18 protein-coding genes and 1 pseudogene are annotated in these 21,123 nt (G+C 58.2%); 6 read left to right on the plus strand and 13 right to left on the minus strand.

All coding sequences use genetic code 11. The features are described 5' to 3' along the window. Positions 1–474: 474 nt before the first annotated feature. Positions 475–1,551, plus strand: a complete 1,077-nt coding sequence (locus AACZ26_RS00255) for a DegT/DnrJ/EryC1/StrS family aminotransferase (RefSeq protein ID WP_339618278.1) — start codon at positions 475–477, stop codon at positions 1,549–1,551. Next, the gene (locus AACZ26_RS00260; protein ID WP_339618279.1) at positions 1,551–2,537 is read left to right on the plus strand and encodes a Gfo/Idh/MocA family oxidoreductase; all 987 of its coding nucleotides are present in this window, start codon (positions 1,551–1,553) and stop codon (positions 2,535–2,537) included. Before AACZ26_RS00255 ends, AACZ26_RS00260 begins: the two co-directional genes overlap by 1 nt. Before the next feature lie 26 nt (positions 2,538–2,563). Here the strand turns inward: AACZ26_RS00260 and AACZ26_RS00265 are convergent, their stop codons facing one another. Next, entirely contained in the window at positions 2,564–3,631 is a 1,068-nt protein-coding gene (locus AACZ26_RS00265; RefSeq protein ID WP_339618280.1) for a glycosyltransferase family A protein, read from the minus strand. 94 nt (positions 3,632–3,725) lie between these two features. Between AACZ26_RS00265 and AACZ26_RS00270 the strand changes: the two genes are divergently transcribed. Continuing rightward, positions 3,726–4,859 (plus strand): acyltransferase, encoded by a 1,134-nt coding sequence (locus AACZ26_RS00270; RefSeq protein WP_339618281.1) that lies wholly within the window; start codon positions 3,726–3,728, stop codon positions 4,857–4,859. Here the strand turns inward: AACZ26_RS00270 and AACZ26_RS00275 are convergent. The 5 genes from AACZ26_RS00275 to AACZ26_RS00295 form a co-directional block, all read right to left on the minus strand. Then, the gene (locus tag AACZ26_RS00275) at positions 4,856–6,151 is read right to left on the minus strand and encodes a nucleotide sugar dehydrogenase (protein ID WP_339618282.1); all 1,296 of its coding nucleotides are present in this window, start codon (positions 6,149–6,151) and stop codon (positions 4,856–4,858) included. The genes AACZ26_RS00270 and AACZ26_RS00275 overlap by 4 nt on opposite strands. A 98-nt stretch (positions 6,152–6,249) precedes the next feature. Continuing rightward, a complete protein-coding gene (locus AACZ26_RS00280; protein ID WP_339618283.1) occupies positions 6,250–7,401 on the minus strand; it encodes a glycosyltransferase family 1 protein in 1,152 nt (383 codons plus the stop codon). Beyond that, positions 7,398–8,477 carry a hypothetical protein gene (locus AACZ26_RS00285; protein ID WP_339618284.1) on the minus strand — a complete coding sequence of 360 codons (1,080 nt, stop codon included), beginning with the start codon at positions 8,475–8,477 and terminating at the stop codon, positions 7,398–7,400. The genes AACZ26_RS00280 and AACZ26_RS00285 overlap by 4 nt, the downstream gene beginning before the upstream one ends. 133 nt (positions 8,478–8,610) lie before the next feature. Then, entirely contained in the window at positions 8,611–9,732 is a 1,122-nt protein-coding gene (locus tag AACZ26_RS00290) for a DegT/DnrJ/EryC1/StrS family aminotransferase (RefSeq protein WP_339618285.1), read from the minus strand. Next, positions 9,729–10,772 carry an NAD-dependent epimerase/dehydratase family protein gene (locus tag AACZ26_RS00295; RefSeq protein ID WP_339618286.1) on the minus strand — a complete coding sequence of 348 codons (1,044 nt, stop codon included), beginning with the start codon at positions 10,770–10,772 and terminating at the stop codon, positions 9,729–9,731. The genes AACZ26_RS00290 and AACZ26_RS00295 overlap by 4 nt, the downstream gene beginning before the upstream one ends. Here AACZ26_RS00295 and AACZ26_RS00300 point away from each other — a divergent pair. Both AACZ26_RS00300 and AACZ26_RS00305 read left to right on the plus strand, forming a co-directional pair. Beyond that, positions 10,687–10,971 (plus strand): annotated as a pseudogene (locus AACZ26_RS00300) (hypothetical protein); the annotation flags it as partial. The gene AACZ26_RS00295 and the pseudogene AACZ26_RS00300 overlap by 86 nt on opposite strands. Before the next feature lie 75 nt (positions 10,972–11,046). Beyond that, positions 11,047–11,244 carry a hypothetical protein gene (locus tag AACZ26_RS00305; protein ID WP_339620607.1) on the plus strand — a complete coding sequence of 66 codons (198 nt, stop codon included), beginning with the start codon at positions 11,047–11,049 and terminating at the stop codon, positions 11,242–11,244. Here AACZ26_RS00305 and AACZ26_RS00310 read toward each other — a convergent pair. The 7 genes from AACZ26_RS00310 to serS form a co-directional block, all read right to left on the minus strand. Beyond that, on the minus strand, positions 11,223–12,476 hold the full coding sequence (locus AACZ26_RS00310) for a hypothetical protein (protein WP_339618287.1): 1,254 nt from the start codon (positions 12,474–12,476) through the stop codon (positions 11,223–11,225). The genes AACZ26_RS00305 and AACZ26_RS00310 overlap by 22 nt on opposite strands. Beyond that, positions 12,473–13,630, minus strand: coding sequence for a glycosyltransferase family 4 protein (locus AACZ26_RS00315; protein ID WP_339618288.1), 1,158 nt, complete (start codon positions 13,628–13,630; stop codon positions 12,473–12,475). Before AACZ26_RS00315 ends, AACZ26_RS00310 begins: the two co-directional genes overlap by 4 nt. After that, positions 13,631–14,806 carry a hypothetical protein gene (locus AACZ26_RS00320; RefSeq protein WP_339618289.1) on the minus strand — a complete coding sequence of 392 codons (1,176 nt, stop codon included), beginning with the start codon at positions 14,804–14,806 and terminating at the stop codon, positions 13,631–13,633. After that, positions 14,806–16,050 (minus strand): hypothetical protein, encoded by a 1,245-nt coding sequence (locus tag AACZ26_RS00325; RefSeq protein ID WP_339618290.1) that lies wholly within the window; start codon positions 16,048–16,050, stop codon positions 14,806–14,808. Before AACZ26_RS00325 ends, AACZ26_RS00320 begins: the two co-directional genes overlap by 1 nt. A 4-nt stretch (positions 16,051–16,054) precedes the next feature. Continuing rightward, complete coding sequence (locus AACZ26_RS00330; RefSeq protein WP_339618291.1) at positions 16,055–17,860, minus strand: ABC transporter ATP-binding protein; 1,806 nt, start codon at positions 17,858–17,860, stop codon at positions 16,055–16,057. Positions 17,861–17,993: 133 nt separating this feature from the next. Further along, the gene (locus AACZ26_RS00335) at positions 17,994–18,824 is read right to left on the minus strand and encodes an HAD-IIB family hydrolase (RefSeq protein WP_339618292.1); all 831 of its coding nucleotides are present in this window, start codon (positions 18,822–18,824) and stop codon (positions 17,994–17,996) included. After that, positions 18,821–20,086, minus strand: coding sequence for a serine--tRNA ligase (gene serS / locus AACZ26_RS00340; protein ID WP_339618293.1), 1,266 nt, complete (start codon positions 20,084–20,086; stop codon positions 18,821–18,823). The genes AACZ26_RS00335 and serS overlap by 4 nt, the downstream gene beginning before the upstream one ends. Positions 20,087–20,123: 37 nt before the next feature. Here serS and AACZ26_RS00345 point away from each other — a divergent pair, with 37 nt between their 5' ends. Next, complete coding sequence (locus AACZ26_RS00345; RefSeq protein WP_339618294.1) at positions 20,124–21,113, plus strand: diacylglycerol kinase family protein; 990 nt, start codon at positions 20,124–20,126, stop codon at positions 21,111–21,113. The last annotated feature ends 10 nt before the right edge of the window (positions 21,114–21,123 follow it).

Below are 21,123 nucleotides of genomic sequence, written 5' to 3' on the forward strand. Positions count from 1 at the left end.
TCGGCTTGAGTCATTGCCGCATTGTCATAGAAGAGTGCGTCGCTGATGATTGCGCCAGGATTGAAGTCGCTCCCGCTCACCGCCGCGGCCGATGTCCCGGGTTGAATAGCGACCAGAGATGTTCCGAGCAAGGCAATAGCCGCCGCGACGGAGACCGCTCGTGCGATAAACCGTGAAGTTCTAGACAATTGTGGCCCCCACCCCGCGCGACTCCACTGGACAGAACCGTGCTAGACAATCATACGCGACGCACCCGCATCGCTGAGGGATTGAGCGGAACCCACTACGATAGGACTGTTTTTGCTTGACTGCGCGCCGCCTCCAGACGCTTACTGCTGCCCCAACCAGTTGTGTTGCTAATACCGTGGTCCGTTCAGTCATAAACAAGGACCGATCGGTAGACTAAATCCGCCCGGTAACTGACGAGCGCCACCGCGAGGTGACACCAACCCAATTGATTGAGGTACACGGAGCATGATTTCCGCAGCAAAGCCTGAGGTAGGCGACGAAGAACGCGCAGCAGTCGACCGGGTCATGCGATCTGGCATGCTCGCGCAAGGTCCTGAGGTTGCAGCCTTTGAATCTGAGTTCTCAGCTTTCGTGAACAACTTCAAGTCTGTTGCGCTGAACTCAGGCACATCCGCACTGCACATGTCGCTTCTGGCAATCGGCATCGGGCCCGGCGACGAAGTCATCGTGCCGTCGTTCAGCTTTGCTGCGACCGCAAATGCCGTGGGATTGACCGGAGCGACCCCCGTGTTCGTGGACATCGAGCTCGACTACTTCGCCACAGACCCCGCAGCGATTGAAGCTGCCATCACACCACGCACTAAGGCGATCATGCCAGTGCATCTGTACGGGCATCCCGCCAACATGCCCGCAATCTCCGCCATCGCCGAGAAGCACGGTCTGCTTCTCGTTGAGGACGCCGCCCAAGCCCACGCAGCCGCGATCGACGGTGTGCCCGTGGGCGCGTGGGGAATCGCAGCCTCCTTCTCCTTCTATCCGACGAAGAACATGACCTCGGGAGAAGGCGGAATGGTTACCACTCCGTCCGAGGAAGTTGCTCGCGCGATTCGCGTGCTGCGCAACCAAGGCATGGAAAAGCGCTACGAGAATGAAGTCGTAGGCTTCAACACGCGGATGACCGATATTCACGCGGCTATCGGCAGGGTTCAACTCACAAAGCTTCGCGGCTGGACGGCTCAGCGCCAAGCGAACGCAGCCTTCCTTTCTGAGAACATCTCCGGGGTGATCACTCCTCCGACAGCGCCCAATGCGGAGCACGTATTCCATCAATACACTGTTCGCGTTGTTGATCAGGATCGCGATGCGTTTGCCGCCGAGCTTGCTGAACGCGGCGTCGGTAGCGGCGTCTATTACCCGACCCCCATCCACCGACTTCCCTCGTTTGGCATTGAGCTTGATTTGCCGCAGACCGAACTTGCGGCTCAGCAAGTGCTGTCGCTGCCGATCTATCCGTCGCTAACGCAAGACGAGCTCTCGACAATTGTCGAAGCAGTTAACTCCGTCGCAAAGGCGGGAAGCTAATGGCGCTGCGTGCCGGTGTGCTCGGCCTCGGAGTCATGGGTCGCCACCACAGCCGCGTCCTCAACAATCTCGAGGGAGTCGACTTTCTCGGTGTTTACGACCCTGCGGATGCGGTTGGGTCAACTATCGAGGGCAAGCCAATCGTCAAGAACCTCGAGAAGTTTCTCGATATGGGCTTCGACTACTGCGTCGTTGCCGCACCTACGATCTATCACCTCGATATCGGTAAGGCACTTGCCGAACGAGGCATTCACGCACTCATTGAGAAACCGGTCGCCTCGACCACAGAAGCGGCCACGGAACTCCGTGACCTGTTTGCTGCCTCAAACCTCATTGGCGGGGTGGGGCATATCGAGCGATACAACCCCGCGCTTCAATCTGCTCGGGTGCGAATCGAAGATGGTCTCATTGGGGAGATTTACCAGATTGCGACTCGTCGTCAGGGCCCATTCCCAGGGCGCATCGCTGACGTGGGCGTCATCAAGGATCTCGCATCGCACGATATCGATCTCACAGCGTGGGTGAGCCAGCAGAAATACGTCAGCGTCAATGCGCGGACCGCTCATCAGAGTGGGCGTGAGTTCGAAGACATGCTCATCGCTGTCGGAACGCTCAGCAACGGCACGATCGCGTCGCACACCGTCAACTGGCTCACGCCATTCAAGGAGCGCACGACAGTCATCACCGGCGAAAAGGGTGCACTCGTCGTCGACACTCTCACTGCAGACCTCACCCATTTCAAGAACGGGGTTGCCGGCGATTCGAGTGCGTGGTCGGGCGTCGCAACCTTCCGTGGCGTTTCTGAAGGCGATGTCACTCGATTTGCTCTTGACAAGAAAGAGCCGCTGCTCGCCGAACACGAAGCGTTCCGAGACGCCGTGCTCACCGGAGATGTCACCGCTATCGTCACTCTTGACGAAGGAACTAACGTTGTGCGCATCGCCGAAGAACTCGCGCTCGACGGGCTGGAGCACCGCCTCAGCTGAGGCCACGACGCCCTATTAGCTCGTTCCTAGACGAGATAACCTGCCGCGTATGTACGCAGCGGTGCTTGCCTATGGAGGGCCAATAGGAGGTTCCGAGGCAGGAGGACCTTGAGTGATGTGTAGTTCCAGCGCTGGCGGATGAGATCCAACATCCCGTCGACCGACGATTCTGGGTCGAGAATGCTGGCCAAAATCTCCTGATCGAGTCTCGACAATAGTCGTTGCGTGCTTGGTGCCCACTCCAGCAAGTTTCGGGCGACCTCTGCCAGTGCGGCGCGCTCTCCCTCCGGCCAGACTTGTGTGTCGGCGCGATTGACCAACGCATCAAAGAGGTGAGACCGCACTATTTTCACGCCAAAAGCCTCCCGCTGAGAGCGGTTCAAACGCGCCGTCCACGGCCGCTCAAAGATGATGTCAAGGAACTCAAAATCATCTCGAACTGGACGAGGATCTGAGGTCACCCGATCCTCCGCATCGGAGTGCACAAGGTAGGCGGGACCCTTACGATCAAAGGCAATCCCCGCGCCAGAGAACCACAATTCAGCAACAAAAGGCAAGTCCTCGCCCGAAGCGAGGCCTTCTGAGAAACGCAAGTCAGGGAAAACTCGGCGAGAGTAAATTCCCAGTGGCGCACTACGGTATGAGAGCCTGTCTTTCACCGGATCCAGATCATGTGTGCGGAAGGGACGCGCCGGCGGTGCGGGCACAACCCCACCACCCACATTCTGAATTCTCGCCATAACCATGCCCGCTCCCGTGGATCGTTGCAAAGCAAGCCAGGAATCAATTGCGCCCGGAGCGAGTTCGTCGTCTGAGCCCATGACACCGAGAAACTGGGCGGAGCTCTCATCGATTCCGTAGTTCATTGGCCCGGCTGGGCTCGGAATCCCGTCGCGAAGAGCAAGCAACCGCACTTGTGGGTGATCAAGATAAACCCCTAGGTTTGCGGCGATGACATTGTGATCAATATTGTGCGCCACAACGGAGACTCGAATGTTCGCGTCCGTGTGATCGACGACAGAGGCAACTGCTCGCGAGATGGGGCGGGTCGACGTATGCACCGCAATAACGAGATCAACCAGCGGTGCTTCCATAATTCGCCCACTATACCGCGCTCGCTGGGCCGAACCTTGGCACACCCGCTATGAGATACTTGGTCAACCGGGTCTCAATCCAGAAAGTCAACCGTTGACGACATCTTCTATTCTCAGTCAGCGCATGCCCCGCGTCGATGCGCTGACGGGCCTGCGCTGGTATGCAGCCTTCTTCGTTTTTGGCTACCACATGCTGGTGTTTGCACCGCTACCGGGCCCGGTAACCTCGTTTCTCCATCAAGGCTTCTTCGGGGTGACTTTCTTCTTCGTCTTGTCAGGCTTCGTGCTCACCTGGTCTGCGTCAGACAGAGTTTCCCAGTCCACCTTCTACTGGCGACGATTTGCCCGAGTGTGGCCAGCAAGCATCGTTGCGCTGGTGTTTGCAATACCTGTCTTTTACAGCTTTAGCCCTGACCCTGCTGACACCTGGGTAAAGCCCGTCAGCGTAGGGATCTTGGCACTTTCCATAGTTCTACTGCAGGGATGGTCGCTGAACCCCACAATTCTCTTCTCCGGAAACCCTGCGGCGTGGACACTGACGTGTGAGGCCTTCTTTTACGCTTTGCACCCCTACATTTCGAAGATTCTCAACCCGCTCAAGGTACGAGGTTCGCTGATCTTTGTGGGATCGATAGTTGTAGTCATGTTCGGCTACCGGCTGCTTGCTGCAACGTTCCCTGACTCTTTGTTCTCGGCCGTTCCCTTCCCGGCCGTGCGCGCGACAGAGTTTGCCATCGGCATGGGAGTCGCGTGGGCCTTCCGCAGAGGATGGCGACCACGCGTTCCCGTAACGGTAGGAATGGGATCGATCGTGCTCGCTCTCGGGGCTATCGTCCTTATTCCGCATTACGGCCCGGGCTCGAAAGCTGCGTGGTTCGTCAGCTCATTCGCCAACGAGCTAGTGACGGTGGCGTGCGCATTGAGCATCCTTGCTATTGCCTCAGCAAGCATCGCGGGGCGCCCGTCGCTGCTCGCGGCCAAAGTGCACGTCAGGCTTGGAGAGTGGTCATACGCTTTCTACCTTGTGCATGCCACTTTCATATACATTGCTCTTGATGTGTTCGGGCTCCAACCAGCAAGTTGGCGCAACTTAGCGTGGTACGCCCTGCTTCTCGCTGCTGGACTTGCCGGCGCCGCCGCGTTGCATCATTTCGTCGAAAAGCCTGTTGAGAAGCGCCTTCGGGCGTGGAAGGATTCTCGCGACTTACGCCTAGTCGCTAACAGCTAGAGCGTGCCGCCACCGATAACACGGTAGACAACATCCAACCAGTGAGCTGGGTCTGTTATACGTCGACCGTCGACCAACGCGGAGATTCCCGGAAGATCGGCCGATCGCAGTTCACGATATGCAGCATGATCGGCTTGAATAATCGCCAGATTCACCGGATCTCCTAGGTGGTACGGTTCGAATCCCATCGCGACTAGTTCTTCATCGTCGAACAAGGGATCGTGCACGAGCACTGTAGCGCCGCGTGCCAGAAGCGCTTCTACGGTCGGGAAAACACCGGAGAAAGCCGACTCCTTAACGCCTCCCCGATAGGCCGCACCGAGAACAGCCACGCGGGCATCCTTGAGATTACCGTAGGCACCCTCTGCCACCCCCACCGCATAGCTCGGCATCGACGCGTTGGCTTCGCGTGCGGCACGCACGATGCTCGCGTCAGGATCGTTCCACAAATAGAGACGCGGATAGACCGGAATACAGTGGCCTCCGACCGCAATTCCGGGACGGTGGATATGACTGTACGGCTGAGAGTTCGACGCATCGATGACCTTGGCGATGTCGATGCCGTTATTGTCGGCGAAGCGCGCGAACTGATTTGCTAGACCGATGTTTACATCGCGATAGGTGGTCTCTGCGAGCTTGGCGAACTCTGCGGCCTCCACCGAGTCGAGGTTCCATACACCGTTAGCGCGTGGCAGGTCCGGACGGTCGTCAAAATCCAAAACTGCATTGTAGAAGTCAGTGGCCTTCTGTGCACCAGCGGCCGAAAAGCCTCCGATGAGTTTGGGATACTTGCGGAGGTCCGCAAATACACGACCCGTGAGAACTCGCTCCGGGGAAAATACGAGATCGAAGTCAGTGCCCTCGGTCAGCCCCGAGCCTTTTTCGAGCAGTGGCTTCCATCGGGTACGGGTGGTTCCGACTGGCAGCGTTGTCTCGTAGGCGACGAGAGTGTGTGCGGACAGATGAGCCGCGATGGATCTGGTGGCCGAATCAAGCGCAGCGAATTCCGGACGCGCCTCGTTGTCCACGAGAAGTGGCACAACAATGACAACTGCATCAGCTGTGGGCACCGCGTCTTCGTAACGACTGGTAGCGGTGAGGCGGCCGTCGGCGACGACTTCGGCGAGCAGCGCGTCGAGATTTGTCTCGCCGGGGAACGGCGCAACGCCCTGGTTGACCAACGAGACAGTGCGTTCGCTGATGTCGACCCCGACTACTGAGTGCCCTTTAGAGGCGAACTGCACAGCAAGCGGAAGACCGATTTTACCCAGTGCGATTACGGCGATTTTCATTCGTGCCCTTCCGGATCGACAGTTGCGGCAACCTTCTCATAGTAGTCGCCGTGCCGGCGGTCGTAGTGCTGGCCTCGAGGCAGCAGCGACTGCAGAAGCTACCGGGCTAGAATCCGATCAATTGCGCGACCCCATACTGCGACCTGCACATCGGCGCTCAAGGGAACGGATGCAGCGTCAGATCGCTGTTTCCACTCCGCAACAGTTTCCTCGTCAAGTGCGTCAATCGCGGCACGGATCGACACAATTGAGAAGTCAGTCGTTACGGCCCCGATGCCGTACTCATTCAGAATTTTGGCCATCTCCGGTGTGGGGCCGATGAGCAGTCCCAACCTTGCCTGCACAAAGTCGAAAAACTTGTTTGGGAGCGCGTTTGCGTTGTTGAAGCTCGTTGGCGGCAGTACGAATATGCCAACGTCATATGAGTTCAGCCCAGTCACTAGCTCAGACTGTGGGAGCGGATCGTGGATCGTGACTCTGGGCCCGATCCGCTTCGCCAGCTTCACTAGTTCGGCTAAATACACGACATCGTTGGGCATGAGGTAGAGGTCGAGCGTTACATCGGCAGAGGAAGCGGCTACGGCCTCCATGGTGAGCTCAAGCTGCCTGCTAGGTTGGGCTACCCCGCTGTGGACAAGCTTTATTGGACGCCGAACACTCTGAGGAGAGAGTTCGAATCGTGGGGTTGCGTTGGTGACCACCTCGCACTCGATGCGGTAGTCGCGGTAAGCCTCCGCAAGCCCGGCGGCGACGGTGGTCGCAGAGATGGCTCGACTTGCGTATCGCTTCACTAACCACGTCAGGTAAGCAGTCTGCTTTCGGCCTGCGGAAGTCGCGGAATCGTAGATCCCTGGAAAGAACTCGTGAAGATCAGCGTGGACGCCCTTGCTTTCGAGTTCAAGAGCGATGGGGATTGTATCGACGTCGTTGGCGAGTACGGCGTCAAATTTGCGGCCACGAAGCAATTCGCGGGCGCGAACAACGTGGGGTATTTGCCGATAAGTCCAATTCCACCAGCCGAAGGCGCGTGCAGCGAGATCGAGAGCACCCTTGGCATAACGCTGGGGTCCCCGGTTCGGTTGCCTCTGGCCCAGGTCGGCTCGAAGGTGTTCGACTCCGGCAACAGGAGTTTCGCCGAATCCGCACGTTGTGACGCTGTACTGCTCCGCGAAGGCGCGCACCTGCTTGAGAACTCGTGCATCTTTCGAGATATCCGAAAAGCAGACAATCAAGAGTGAGGGCTTAGTCATACACCATCCAAGGATTCGCTCAATATACGTGAGACCTCCGCGCCAGAGACGCTCGCGACTGCATGCCGCCGCACCCAATCCCGTCCAGCAATCGCCTTGTTAAGCGCGAGATCTCTGTCGAGGATTAGCTCGCGCAGCCGGTGGGCTATCTCGTGATGCTCGGTGACGACCCACGCATCATTGGTTCCTGTAGGAAGCTGCGGCTCAAGTCGCTCATCCGCGCTTACCATCATCGCGCATCCAGCTGCCATAGCCTCGATGCCGAAAACACCTGGCACGTAGCTATAAAACTGGTTGAGCACAATGTGGGCCCGTTCAAGTGCCAACCTCACCTGCTCATGTGGGACGCCAGAGAGCTCGACATACTCGAACTCGAGCCCCTCCCGTTGCAGCAGCTCGATCGCGGCACGAACCAGCGGGGTGCCTTTGAGGATCGGCGATGACGGCGCGTGCACGACAATTGGCTTTTGATAGTCGTCGAACTTTTCAAAGCTGCGAACAACTTCTGCATCATCGTGAAAGTACTGAAAGGGATGAACTGGGCTAGTCAGGTAGGAACGCTGATCGGTGTCTGCATTAAATATGACATCGGCAAACTGATCCGCTGCCTGCGCAATGAGCCGCTTGCTCGCGTCATACCCCGGCGAGGCGAATACCGGGTTCAAGTTGCCTAAGTAAGTGCCAAGGTTAGGTCGTCCAGTTTCGAGCTCAAGTTGCTTCATGAGCTGCGGCGATCGGATGTCGTTGCCGGTGAAGTAGCACACGACGCGCAACCCCCGGCGTTTCAGAAACGCGAACTCATAGTTGCGGTGGTCGAACGCTGAGTTAATGAAGCCTTCGGCACTTACATAGACAAAACCTCGAGCCGCACGCGACAAGCGCCCCATAATCCAGGGGCCCAAGAAGAGTGAACGAAGGTGGGTCTTGAGAGCCGAAGTCGTCGGTTCTGGACTCCAGCCGTACGAATGAGTGTAGAACGGGTGCGGCGCGAGCACTACCGAGCGCGCGCTCGGCAATGCGTTCGCCAGTTGATGCACGATTCCCGCGATTTCGTAAGGACCAATAATCCAGTCCACTGGACTCTTGACTTTCCGCAACCCCGCTAACGCATAACTAACGTGCAGCGTGACGATTTGAACGAAAAAGCGCACCCGGACGACTAGTTGATACATCAGAGCACGCCGTCGAGTCGGACGGAGATCGACGCGATCATCGCTTTGCCGCCGAGCGATTGCCAGCGACAACCTCGGAGAGCACTTCGGCCACGTGCTGCAACTCAGATTCTTCGAGTTGAGGGTAAAGCGGGAGAGTAAGCGCACTTCGCTGAGCTCGCGTTGCCGCAGGCAACGCCTCGTCAGAGATGCCGAATCGCTCCGAGAAGTACGGTTGCAGATGCATCGAATAGGTGCCGAGAGTCGTCTCGATTCCGCGAGCTTTCATACCATCAATTACGTGATCGCGATCAATGTCTTCGTCAAGCAGCACGACATACGACTGGAATGAGTGCTCGTCCCCCGCTGGTGTGATTGGGGTGGTAACTCCAGGAGTGTCGACGAACAAGTCTGCATACGTTGCCGCTAACGCTCGACGGCGTTCCAAGATGTAATCGAGTCGCGCCATTTGCGCGACTCCGATTGCTGCATGAACATCACTGAGCCGATAATTGTAGCCAGCGTCGATGAATGACATATAGCGTTCACCGCGTACGGCACCGTGAGATCGCAAGACAGAAATGCTTGCGGCAACCTTCTCGTCGGACGTCGAGATCAGTCCACCTTCCCCCGTGGTGATGATCTTTCGAGGATGAAAGGAGAATACGCCGGCGGTTCCGAGCGCTCCTGCACTGACGCCGCGATGTGTCGCGCCGAGCGCGCATGCCGCATCCTCAACTACAGGGATATTGTGGCGGGCCGCAATATCAGAAATTGCCGTCATGTCCGCTGTCAGACCGAACGCATGCACCGGCATGATCGCCCGAGTGCGAGGAGTAATTGCTTCTTCAAGCAGTGACGGATTGAGGTTGAAAGTAGCGAGATCGATGTCGACAAACACGGGAATAGCGCCTTGCTGGATGACAGCGTTTGCCGTCGCAGGAAAGCTGAAATCCGGAATAATAACCTCGTCGCCAGCACTCACGCCCACAGCGTGTAGAGCCAAATGCAGACCCGTCGTCGCTGAGCTGGTAGCGAAAGCGAACGTAGCCCCGATATGTTCTGCGATCAGCTTCTCAAATCGCGCGGCTCTTGGTCCTTGAGTGAGATACCCGCTCTCGAGAACCTCCGCGATCTCGGCAAGCTCTTCGGCTCCGGTCAGGGGGACGTTGAGCCTCATGACAGCTCTCGGACGTACCACTCGACGGTCTCGGTGAGAGCGTCCTCGCTCAGCACCGCTGGGTGTTTGCCGAGCAGAGAATCCAGTCTGGTGACATCTGCCATGTGACGACGCACATCGCCCGGACGCTCGGCTGTATGGATGATCGGATGATCGGATGCGTTCATGATCTGGAGAATGCGCGCGACCAATTCATTGACCGACGTTCCGACTCCCGTAGCGACGTTGAGCTCGGAGCCTCTGCACGCCGGGTCGTCATGGATAGCGACAGTGAAATCAGCGGTGTCATGAACAAAGGTGAAGTCGCGAGTTTGTTCTCCGTCACCGTGGATCTCGATGGGCTCGCCCGTGAGCGCACGTTTGATGATGATGGGGATGATGCCGGCATACGACCCAGGGTTTTGACGGGGACCATAGTTATTGAACGGACGGACGATAGTCGCATCGATCCCGAAGGTGCTCACGTAGGAACGAATGATGTGGTCTTCGGCCGATTTCGCCGCGGCATAGGGAGTTATCGCGTCGTGAGGGTGATCCTCATCCATCGGCACATAGCGACCCGAACCATAAGCCTCTGAGCTCGACATATGCACTAGTCGCTCGATTAGACCGCGGCGCGCAATCTCACAGAAAGTTGTGGTGATTCCGATATTCGTCTGCATTGTCCAATGCGGATAGGTCAGGGACGTCGGCAAGGGAACTACTGCGAGGTCGAAGACGGTATCAATCTCAAACTGAGTGACGACATCCTGCATAGCGGCGAGATTTGACGCATCAAGACGGAGGACCTCAAGGTCAGGACGCACTCGTCGCGCTTCATCCAGGTTGCGTTCGTTGCCGAGAAAGAAATTGTCGACGACGATCAGCCGCTTAGGGTTCTCTTGGATCAGTCGATCGACGAGGTGACTTCCGATGAAGCCGGCACCGCCAGTAACTAGAACCGCCTTGGTGGTTATGGGCAAGAGAGACACTCCTCGTCGTTGTGGGACAATAACAACGCTGGTTACCGCGAAGCCAATTGATCTTACTTCATTGGCCAAGCAAGCGGCCTCCAGCCGAAGCGAAAGGGCGAGCGTGGCTCAGTTCCAGCAGACTAACGGCCTCCCAGCCAACCCGTACAATCCCCTGGCGTGGCTCATAGGCGAACCGACAATCGGAGACGACGTGTGGATCGGAGCGTTCTGCGTGATTGACGGAAGCGGCGGGCTTAAAATAGGGCGCGGGTGCGATATCTCAGCGGGAGCCCAGATTTACACTCACTCAACAGTCGGGCGCTGCCTGAGCGAAAGACGAGTCGACACCGATCGACACCCAGTGGAGATCGGCGAATTCGTTCATATTGGGGCTAACGCCGTAGTCCTCATGGGCACCACGATCGGACACCATTCAATAGTGGGTGCGGGTGCGATGGTCCGTGAAGGAACCACCGCACCTCCCTACAGTGCTCTTGTCGGGGTGCCCGCGAGAGTTATCGAGGGCGGCGCACTGCGTTACGCCGAAGCAGGCTTATAGATCCACTGCTCGCTTAGCACCTGAGCGCTCCACGACCCGGAATGAATCACATCTGCGAACTTGCGGCCCGAAGCTGCAGCCTGCCGCATGCTGTCTGGATCCGCAATCAACCCGAGCAGCACGGCTTCAAGCGTGTCGGGATCGGCCTCAACGACCGGCAACTCATGACCGGTCAAGTGCGCGATCAACTCGCGCACATCGGGCAGGACATGTCCGATAACGACACGGGAGGCAGCCATCGCCTCTACCGCCGCTACACCGTATGAGCCGATCCGGAACTGGTCGAGCACGATATCTGCATCCCCAATGATGGCGGGCATTTCGGCAGACGGGATCCCCGTCAAGCCACGGTATTCGATAACGCCTTCCGCATGAAGTCGATGAAGCATCGGCTCAATCAAATGCGTTCCTTTTACCGAGCCCATACTCGGCAAGTGAACTACCACGGGTACGGAATAGTTCAAAAGTTCTCGGGAGGACTCTCTCCAGCGCTCTGTTTCGACGACTACCGGACACCACGCGGCCTCGGGCACCTCGATCAGCAGATCGGGTGTCGATACGAAGATGGGCAGCTGATGAGCGCGAAGTAGGACCAAGTTAGCATCGGCGTCCGCTTGGAGTGCCGCCGTGTAGGCGTCATCTCCATACGGAGAAAAGTGGTCGCGCTCGAGGTGAAGCCGGGGCGAACGGATATCGGTGCCGTGACAGAGGAAAGCGCAAGAAATATCCCGCTGTTCGAGTTCACGGATTTCTTGCGCGACGTTTCGGCCGAAAAGCGGGCCAAACAACGAACGCTCAGCTTCGAAGAGAACATGAGTGAACTCGGTTACTGCCTCAAACTCTGCGCGCTGCCATGCAGAAGAAGCAGTCTGCACTGCGGTCGGCACCAGCGAGTCTGCCGGGAACGCAAAACCAGCAGGCAATTCAATTGCCATGTTGCGTGCGCCGATAGAGCCATCGGACGATTCAAGGGCACGAGCCCAGAGATACCCCTGGCCCGCATAGTTCGTCGGACCGATGTATACCCGCACCGGAGTGGGGGGGATATTTGTAGCCGGAGGAACCCGCTTGGGGTCTGCCCCGCCCAAGAGGCGCGCCGCAATTTTTCCCGCGAACCCATCCGGATTCTTCGCGACGTCATCGATCAATCGGTTGAGCGAACGCGGCAAATGCTGGCGGCGTGATACCAGATACGTCACCGCGCGGTGAATATTCTGTGCAAGGGTGCTCATCGCAGCCCCAACCGCTCTGCAATGCTGGTCACCCGGTCGGCAATCGCAGACAAGGAGAAGCGTTCACGGGCCCAAATGCTTAGCCGCTCGCGCCGGTCTGAACTGAGCGGTGCCTCAGCGATTCGCGCCATTGCCTGCGCGACAGCCTCATATTCGTAATCGACCGCAACCCCAACCGGATGCTCGCTCTGATGGTTCGCGATGAAATCCGCAGTGGGACCAACTCCCGTGAAAATCACGGGGCAACCTGCAGCGATCGAGGCATAAAGCTTAGTGGTGAACGCATAGTCGTAGCCCTGCGCCGGCTTCAAACTCGCCAGCGAAGCGGTGGCACCGGTAAGCAGGAGATTGAGTCGGGCCGCGTCAACCGGGTCGTGAAATTCGAGACCATCAATACCGAGTTGATTGCCCATGCGCTCAAGTTCAGCGCGCTCCGAACCATTGCCGACGAAAAGGAGACGATAGCCCGGATGGCGTTTGCTGAATTGAGCAAATGCCTCAAGCAAAATAGATGCGCCATGCCACTCGGAGTAAGTACCACCGTAAACAAAATATGGTCTATCGGCCGTCTGCGCCGGCAAGTAGCGGAAAACTGAGGCATCGACGCCGAACCCCAAAATAGTTGACTCTGTAGCTGATCCCAGCTCGCTCATTCGATCAGCGACGCCGCTTGAGATCGTAGTGACATGACCGGCTCCACGCCATGCAAAGACTTCGAGCGCGCGCAGAAGAGAAAGCACGAGGCGCGATCTGGTTGCCATGGCTGCGGCATCAGACCACACATCTGCAGCGTCATAAATGTATGGTCTCCTCAACAAGGCAAGAGCCACACGCATTACAGCTCCCGTAGTAGGAGGTGGCTCGACGAGATATACATCGGCTTTCTTCGTGAAGAGAAGCCGAAAAAAAAGCGGGAGATCGAAGCTCAGGTAGGGCAAATAGCCGCGCACATAGCCACTTTTGTCGCGGAGCACCGCAGCGCGCTTCACACAGACGCCTGCTACGTCGCTGGCTGCAATTCCCACGGGCGGCTTCGTCGTCAGGACAGTGACATCGTGCCCGGCACCGCTCAGTGACTCTGCGATCGATTCAAGCATGAAGGATGCCGCCGATGGCTCGGGCGAATAAATGCGGCTCGCAATAATGACGCGCATCTACGTCACATCCAAGAAGTGCTCATGGAGCACCTTGCTCGACAGCGTGCCATCGTGAACAGCACGAGCAAAAGCGGGGCCCTGCTGCGCGAGCCTGCGCGCGGCATCCCGATTTCTCAGAGCATCTCGCAACACGTCTTCAAGGCTCTCAATATTCGCCTCGAGAATCGGCAGATCGAGACCACACATCTGCTTGACAGCGTGACGCGCGTGCTCGCTCACATGCGAGATCACCAGACGGCCGGCAGCCATCGATTCACAGGCAGCTGCCCCGTAATCGCCCAGTCGGAACTGGTCAAGGACAATGTCTGCCTCACCGTAGATTGCGGGCATTTCGTCGTGAGTCCGGCCACTGATTGTCAGATATTCGATGAGTCCCTCATCGTGAAGGCGTCGCAGACCACCTTCAATCTCGCGTGTCCCCTTGAGTAGAGGATTGGACGGAACGTGGACCACCCTGGGGCGGTCGCGGACCAGAACCTCATGGCCACTGGCCCACGGTTCGACGGAAATGACAACAGGAAGCAGATGAGCGTAGGGAACGTCGAGCAGGAGACCCGGTGTCGAGACGAAACTGGGGAGGCTCAGTTCATCCAGAAGCTCCCGGTTTTTTGACGTTACGTCTTCAAGTTCAGCGACATTCGCCCATCGGTCCGCAGTGAACGGCGACCACTGTTCGTGTTGCGCATGCCGCGAAGGAAGACGAATGTCAGAGCCGTGGCACAGCATCCCCACCGAGACTCCGCCCTCTTGTAGAGCCTTAATCTGGCGACGAACGTCTTGATCCCACAGTCCACCCAGCGGCGGCATCTGTGCTTCGACTAGCACGTGAGTGAAACCACTCGTGAGCGCGGCGAGCTGCTCTCGTTGCCAGCGGCGAGAGTGTGTCATTGTGCGGCCGCGAACCGAATAGTCCGCTGGGTATCCGAAAGGATTGATTTCGGCATAAACAGAATTGGATGCCGTCACATGCCCAGCCCGCTCAACGGCACGCGCCCAACGGTAACCCTGCCCCGCATAGTTGGCCGGAGCGATGAACAGTCGGATCGGCTCGTCCGCGCGCGGAGCGGGAGCAGCGGGGATCGGCACGCGAAGCGCAGAATCGATGACTGTCGCGAGCACGTCTTGCAGCGGCTTAGGAAGCGCCTCCCAGAGCGGAGCGATACGAGGATGCATTAGCTGTCCTCGCTTTCGGATCCGGATGATCGACGAATCCAGTTGTCTAAGAGCACTTGCGAACTCAGGCGTCCGTCGTGGACAGCAGAGACGAAATCAGGTCCCGCGCTTTGTGCTGCTGTAAATATAGTCGGGTCTTGCGCGACTGTCTCCAACACCGATTCAAGCGAATCTGGTGTCGCTTCAACTATCGGTAATTTCATTCGTGTCGCAGACTCGACAACATTACGAACCTCGGCCGTGACATGCCCTACGACTAATCGCCCCGCAGCCATGGCTTCGCATGCCGCGACGCCATAGGAGCCCAACCGGAACTGATCGAGGACTACATCACTGCCGGAAAGAAGTTCCGGCATGGCGGCCGCTGGCACACCTCGTACTGGTCGGTACTCAATCACTCCCTTCTCATGGAGCGAATGCAGCATAGGTTCGATGAGGTGGGTTCCCTTCATGAGCGCTGATGTCGGCGCGTGCAGTACGCGCAGTGGACCATCGCTTCGCTTCGCCACGGTTTTCCATGCGGCCGGGTCAACAACAACCGGGCACCACCGCGCGGACGGTAGGTCCGCGAGCAGATCTGGGGTCGAAACGAACAGAGGACGACCCGATTCTTCGAGAATTTTGCGGTTGAGGGATGCAAGTCGCTCGAGTCGATCAAGGTAGAGATCCGGGTCCCTGTATGGCGACCACACCGTGCGATCCTGATGGCCGCTCGGGAGACGAACATCAGTGCCATGGGCCATGAACGCTGTATCGACGCCGTGCTCGGCCAAGTAGTGCGCTTCTCTCGCCACATCCCGATCAAAAAGTCGCCCGAAGATGGGTTCTTCGGCCTCGAAGAGAACGTGAGTAAAAGACGACACGGCATCGCGCTGGGCACGCTGCCACCGCGCGCCATTGTGATAAATCGTCGTCGAAACTTCGAGGTCGGTGGGGAATGCGAACCCACCTGGCACTTCAATCGCCATCGTGGCCACAGCCAGATCAGGTTGGACATGCTCAAGAGCGCGTGCCCAGAGGGATGCTTGACCTGAGTAATTCACCGGCGCGATAAGTACGCGAGCGTGCGCGTCTTCTCGCACTGCGGAAACGGGGGTGGTGTCGTCTGTGCTCGGTGCGCCCCATCGACGTGCAGCAAGGCGGCCCAAGACCGAAGTGGGTCTCTCTGCGATCGAATCGATAAGCCGATTAACAAAGGTAGGAAACCGGTTTCGCCTAGAGAGCAGTTTATCTACGACGCCCATAGTGCTATTCCTCCGTCGGAAGCACCCTGTTCGCGAGACCCGCGAGCGCGACCTGTTCGCCAAAAGCCGGTAGATTGCGCGCGAGTTCAGAGAAGGTGCCCTTGCCCTTGATGAGGCCAGCTTCGAGATAACAGATCTGATCGTAATCTTTAATGGTCGACAGGCGATGCGCGACCGAGATCAAGGTCACCTCACCCTTAAGGCTGCGGATTGCTTGAGTAACGTCGTCTTCAGTCTTCGTGTCTAGCGAACTCGTTGCCTCGTCGAGCACGAGCACGAGCGGATTCGCATAGAGAGCGCGGGCAATGCCGAGGCGTTGCTGCTGGCCGCCCGATAGAGACATGCCACGTTCACCGATTCGCTCGTCGATGCCGCCAGCACGATTAGATACAAGAGAAGAGAGCTGAGCCTTTTCGAGCACCTCGACGACGAGATCGCGGTCAAAATCATCGCTCCAGGTCAACGCAACGTTTTGCGCAATACTCGCGTCGAAGAGCGCAACCCGCTGAGGGACATAACCGACTCGACTGCGCCACGCGCGAATCACGTCAGTGAGGGGCAATCCATCAATAGTGATTGCCCCTTGACTCGGGACGCTGAGGCCCAAGAGCAGATCGATGAGCGTTGACTTTCCTGCACCCGACGGGCCAACGATGCCGAGCGAACTGCCAAGAGGAATGTCAAGATCGAGCCCACGGAGCACATCTTCATCGTTCTTGGGGTACCGAAAAACCACGGAATCGAGGGACAGAAATTTCGGAGAGACCGGGAGCACGGCTTTGTCGGCCGGCGTCGACGTCTCTTGGATGTTGCGCTCAGCGCTTGTCAGGTCGCCGATGACATCCTGCGCCGAAGGCACGCTGGCAGTGGCCTGCACGACCGCGCCCTGAATTGAGTTGATCGCCGGAATCAGACGGAAGCCCGTCGCCGCGAAAAGAGCAACCGCAGCGACCGCCCCGGTGAGGCCACCTTGGATGAATGCGGCAGCACCGATAAGCACGAAACCACCGACAAGCGCAGCCTCGAAGGCAAACAACGGTATGACGCCAAGGAACGAAGTGTTGGCGCGCGCGCGTACAGCATGAATACGGTTTTGCCTGATGACCTCCGCTACTTGGGGCAGACGGTCTCGCAAGCTCAGTTCTTTAAGAGCATCGACCATCTCGGTCATGAGGGTTGCGACACGGTAGCTGAAATTGCGGTTGACCATTCCTGCCTCGAGCGCGCGACGGGTTACGACCTTATTCACAACCAGGGCTACCGAAACGAGATAAACGAGCGCAATCAACGACGTCAGCGGATCTGCCACCAACATCACCCCGAGAATGAGCACCGTACTGGCAAGGCTTGCGGGCAAGGCCGCGAGCGGAAGCACGAAGCCCATTATGGTGTTCGCAATGCCAGCGTCTGCGATCCGTGTGATTTCAGCGACACTGCGCTTCGAGCGTTCTTCCCAACTCGAGTGGATGTATGCGCTGAAAAGTCGCTTGCCGATGTCGAGTTCGAATCTCGCAAAGCGGCGAGTCGCTATCCAGTGCAGCACCAAGGACAGCGCGCTCTTGAGAATAATGAGTGCACAGGCAACGAGCACGATGAGGGGGGTGTAGCTCGGATCTAGTTCGCCAATGACCGGAAGGTTGAGAGTTGATCCCGTGACTGCTGGCCCGATGACCAAGGCGAGAAGACCTAGGGCGGTGACATCTAGCACCGTAAGCAAACTTGTCATCGTCATGTAGATGAAGAAGAACTTTCGGGCCCCCGCCGGAAGAAGCGGGAGAAGGTCGCGCAGCGTGCGCCAGATCAGTTTCATTGTGTGTTGAGGATATCAGCACGCGTCCACGACACCTGTGCGATAAAAGGTAAGCGGCAGCGGCGTAAAAACATGCAGGTCACACGGTGTGCGATGAAGCTCTGAGCGAGCTCTAGAAGGGCGCGAGAGACGCCTAAACCGCGCGCGGATCGAAAGCGGCGAGCACGAGTGCGGCACCGTCGTTGACGTCACTTTCGGTGACTTCATTGGCGACCGCGCGCACGTCATCCGGAGCCTGCCCCATGGCGACACCACGACCGTGCGCGGCTGCCCACTCAAGCATGTCGATGTCGTTGCGACCATCGCCCATAGCGAGCACGCGAGACCGTGGGATGCCCAGTCGCGAACGTACGTTCTCTAACGCCGTCGACTTGTTGACGCCGTCAGGGGCAATATCGAGCCAGGCCGTCCAACCGACGTTGTAGCTGACCTTGTGCAGACCCATTCGTTCAACGACCGCAAGGAAATCTTCAACCTGGTGTTGCGGAGAAATCACGACGACGCGAGTTGCTTGAACCTTCACGAGCTCTTCAAACGCGACATTCTCGCTGACCGCTCCCAGCGCTCCGTCAGGGAACTCTCCGTAGACAAAGAACTTGCCGGTCGCATCCTCAACCGCATAGTTCGCCGAGCCGAGGTGGTCCTTGATGCTCTTGAGCACTTCGCTCGGATTAAACATCTCTACAAATTCGCGGGAGTAGCCGCCCTCGCCCATCGGATCGCGCTTGAGGGTGATCGCACCGTTTGAGCACACAACGTACTCGGGCTTGAGCCCCAACTTGTGCAAGATCGGCAGAGTCATGGCAACCGAACGACCGGTGGCCAGCATCACTTCGTGGCCGGCATCCCGCACCTTCGCGACCGCCGCGATGACGGCGTCGTTCATTTCGCCCGATTCGAGCAGCACAGTGCCATCGATGTCGAGTGCGATCATCCAGCGGTCATCCCGTGCTGCGGTTGTCACGCGATTGGCTCCAATACTTCGAGTCCGCCGAGGTAAGGGCGCAGCGCTTCTGGCACTACCACCGAACCATCGGGTTGTTGGTGGGTTTCAAGAATGGCAACCAACCATCGGGTCGTAGCCAAGGTTCCGTTGAGGGTTGCGACCGGGGCCGTTTTGCCCGACTCGGTGCGGTACCGAATGTCGAGCCTGCGTGCCTGATAGGTCGTGCAGTTGGAAGTCGATGTGAGCTCGCGGTACGTGCCTTGAGTGGGAACCCACGCCTCAATGTCGTACTTGCGGGCAGCGCTCGAACCGAGGTCGCCACCGGCAACATCGATCACCCGGTAGCTCAGACCACACGCCTGCAACATGGACTCTTGGAACGACAGCAGCCGCTCGTGCTCTTCTTGAGCATTCTCCGGCAACACGTAGCTGAACATCTCGAGCTTGTTGAACTGGTGCACCCGCAGGATGCCGCGGTTGTCTTTGCCCGCAGACCCGGCTTCGCGACGGTAACAGGTCGACCATCCGGCATAGCGCAGCGGCCCCTGAGAGAGATCGAGAATCTCGTCAGAATGGTAGCCCGCGAGCGCGACCTCACTCGTGCCCGTGAGATACAGGTCGTCGGCGGGCAAATGGTAGATCTCGTCGGCGTGCTCGCCCAAGAAGCCGGTGCCGGCCATCATCTCGGGGCGCACAAGTGTGGGAGTAATGAGCGGGATGAAGTCGCCAGCGATGGCGCGGTCAAGAGCCATGTTCATGAGGCCGATCTCGAGTCGCGCACCGACGCCCTTGAGGAAGTAGAAGCGGCTGCCCGAGACCTTTACTCCGCGCGGGATGTCGATCGCCCCAAGCATCTCGCCAATGTCGGCGTGATCGCGGGGTTCGAAATCGAATGCTGCGGGAGTGCCGACCTCGCGCACAAGCTCCCAGTCATCCTCGCCACCGACGGGCACGCCGTCGACTGCGATGTTGCCGAGAGCTCCGACGATGCGAGTGAACTCTGCTTCAGCCTCGCTCGACGCCTGCTGGGCGGCCTTCACTTGAGCAGAAAGCTCTTGGGCCTGCGCGACAAGGGCCTTCTTCTCGTCGGAGGGTGCCTGAGCGACCTTCTTGCCGAAGCTGTTTTGCTCGGCACGCAATGCCTCGAACTCGCCAATGCGCGAGCGTCGGTTCTGGTCGGCAGCAATAGCGTCGTCAACCAACTGAACGGATGCCCCGCGAGCGAGTTGCGATTGCCGCACGGCGTCAGGGTTTTCTCGAAGAATTTGGGGGTCAATCACCAGTACAGCCTATCCATTCATGGCGTAGCGTTTATCTGTGCCCACGACTAAGAACACAAAGCCTCGAGTGGCGGTTGTTTACAACCCCATTAAGGTCGACCTTGCCAAGCTCAAGAAGTTGGTAAACGCAGCCGCGAAAGCTGCTGAGTGGGCGGCTCCGCTGTGGTTCTCGACAACAGAGGAAGATGTCGGCCAGGCAGTCACGGGCAGTGCCATTCGTCGCGGGGCCACGATCGTAATCGCTGCTGGCGGTGACGGCACGGTGCGTGCCGTTGCAGAGGCCCTTCGCGGCACCGGAGTGGCGATGGCGGTGGTTCCTGCGGGCACCGGCAACCTCCTCGCCCGCAACCTCGATCTGCCTGCAGGCAATCTTCCTGAAAGTGTCGAGATCGCTTTCAACGGCGTCGACCACACCATTGATTTGGGCATGGTGGAGATCGTGCGAGACAACGATGATCACGAAGAGCACGCCTTCTTAGTGATGGCTGGGCTTGGTCTCGATGCCAAAATGATCAAGAACACGAGTACGAAGCTCAAGAAAGCTGTTGGCTGGCTCGCCTACGTCGATGGCATTGCTCGTTCGATCCCCGAGCTGCGACCGGTCAAGCTGCGCTACAGCGTGGATGGCGCACCCAATCGTTCGCTCAGTGCCCACACCGTCATCATCGGCAACTGCGGGGCGCTGCCCGGCGGCCTTCTTCTCATGCCCGAAGCTAAACCGGATGACGGCATCCTCGACATGGCGGCGCTCGTGCCGCGTGGTCGTTTCGGCTGGCTCAACATTTGGAACAAGATCGCGTGGGAGAACGGCGTGCTGCGTAAGAGCGCTATCGGGCGCCGCATCATCGACCTATCGAAAGACGTTCGCGATGTTCGGTACGCCACAGGCAAAGACCTCAACATGATCGTCGAAAACCCCGAAGAGTTTCAGCTGGATGGTGACGAATTTGGTCTCGCTAAGTCGGTTCACGCGTGGGTCGATCCCGGTTCGCTCATTGTTCGCGTGCCGAACTCCGGCTCCAAGTAAGGTTCGGCAG

This window comes from uncultured Salinibacterium sp., assembly GCF_963974405.1.
GTDB lineage: Bacteria > Actinomycetota > Actinomycetes > Actinomycetales > Microbacteriaceae > Rhodoglobus.

Coding starts and splice junctions, on each gene's coding strand:
- AACZ26_RS00280 (WP_339618283.1), bottom strand. CDS start 7,401: ATGACTAAGCCCTCACTCTTGATTGTCTGCTTTTCGGATATCTCGAAA.
- AACZ26_RS00330 (WP_339618291.1), bottom strand. CDS start 17,860: ATGAAACTGATCTGGCGCACGCTGCGCGACCTTCTCCCGCTTCTTCCG.
- AACZ26_RS00275 (WP_339618282.1), bottom strand. CDS start 6,151: ATGAAAATCGCCGTAATCGCACTGGGTAAAATCGGTCTTCCGCTTGCT.
- AACZ26_RS00260 (WP_339618279.1), top strand. CDS start 1,551: ATGGCGCTGCGTGCCGGTGTGCTCGGCCTCGGAGTCATGGGTCGCCAC.
- AACZ26_RS00320 (WP_339618289.1), bottom strand. CDS start 14,806: ATGCATCCTCGTATCGCTCCGCTCTGGGAGGCGCTTCCTAAGCCGCTG.
- AACZ26_RS00290 (WP_339618285.1), bottom strand. CDS start 9,732: ATGAGGCTCAACGTCCCCCTGACCGGAGCCGAAGAGCTTGCCGAGATC.
- AACZ26_RS00325 (WP_339618290.1), bottom strand. CDS start 16,050: ATGGGCGTCGTAGATAAACTGCTCTCTAGGCGAAACCGGTTTCCTACC.
- AACZ26_RS00310 (WP_339618287.1), bottom strand. CDS start 12,476: ATGAGCACCCTTGCACAGAATATTCACCGCGCGGTGACGTATCTGGTA.
- AACZ26_RS00315 (WP_339618288.1), bottom strand. CDS start 13,630: ATGCGCGTCATTATTGCGAGCCGCATTTATTCGCCCGAGCCATCGGCG.
- AACZ26_RS00265 (WP_339618280.1), bottom strand. CDS start 3,631: ATGGAAGCACCGCTGGTTGATCTCGTTATTGCGGTGCATACGTCGACC.
- AACZ26_RS00255 (WP_339618278.1), top strand. CDS start 475: ATGATTTCCGCAGCAAAGCCTGAGGTAGGCGACGAAGAACGCGCAGCA.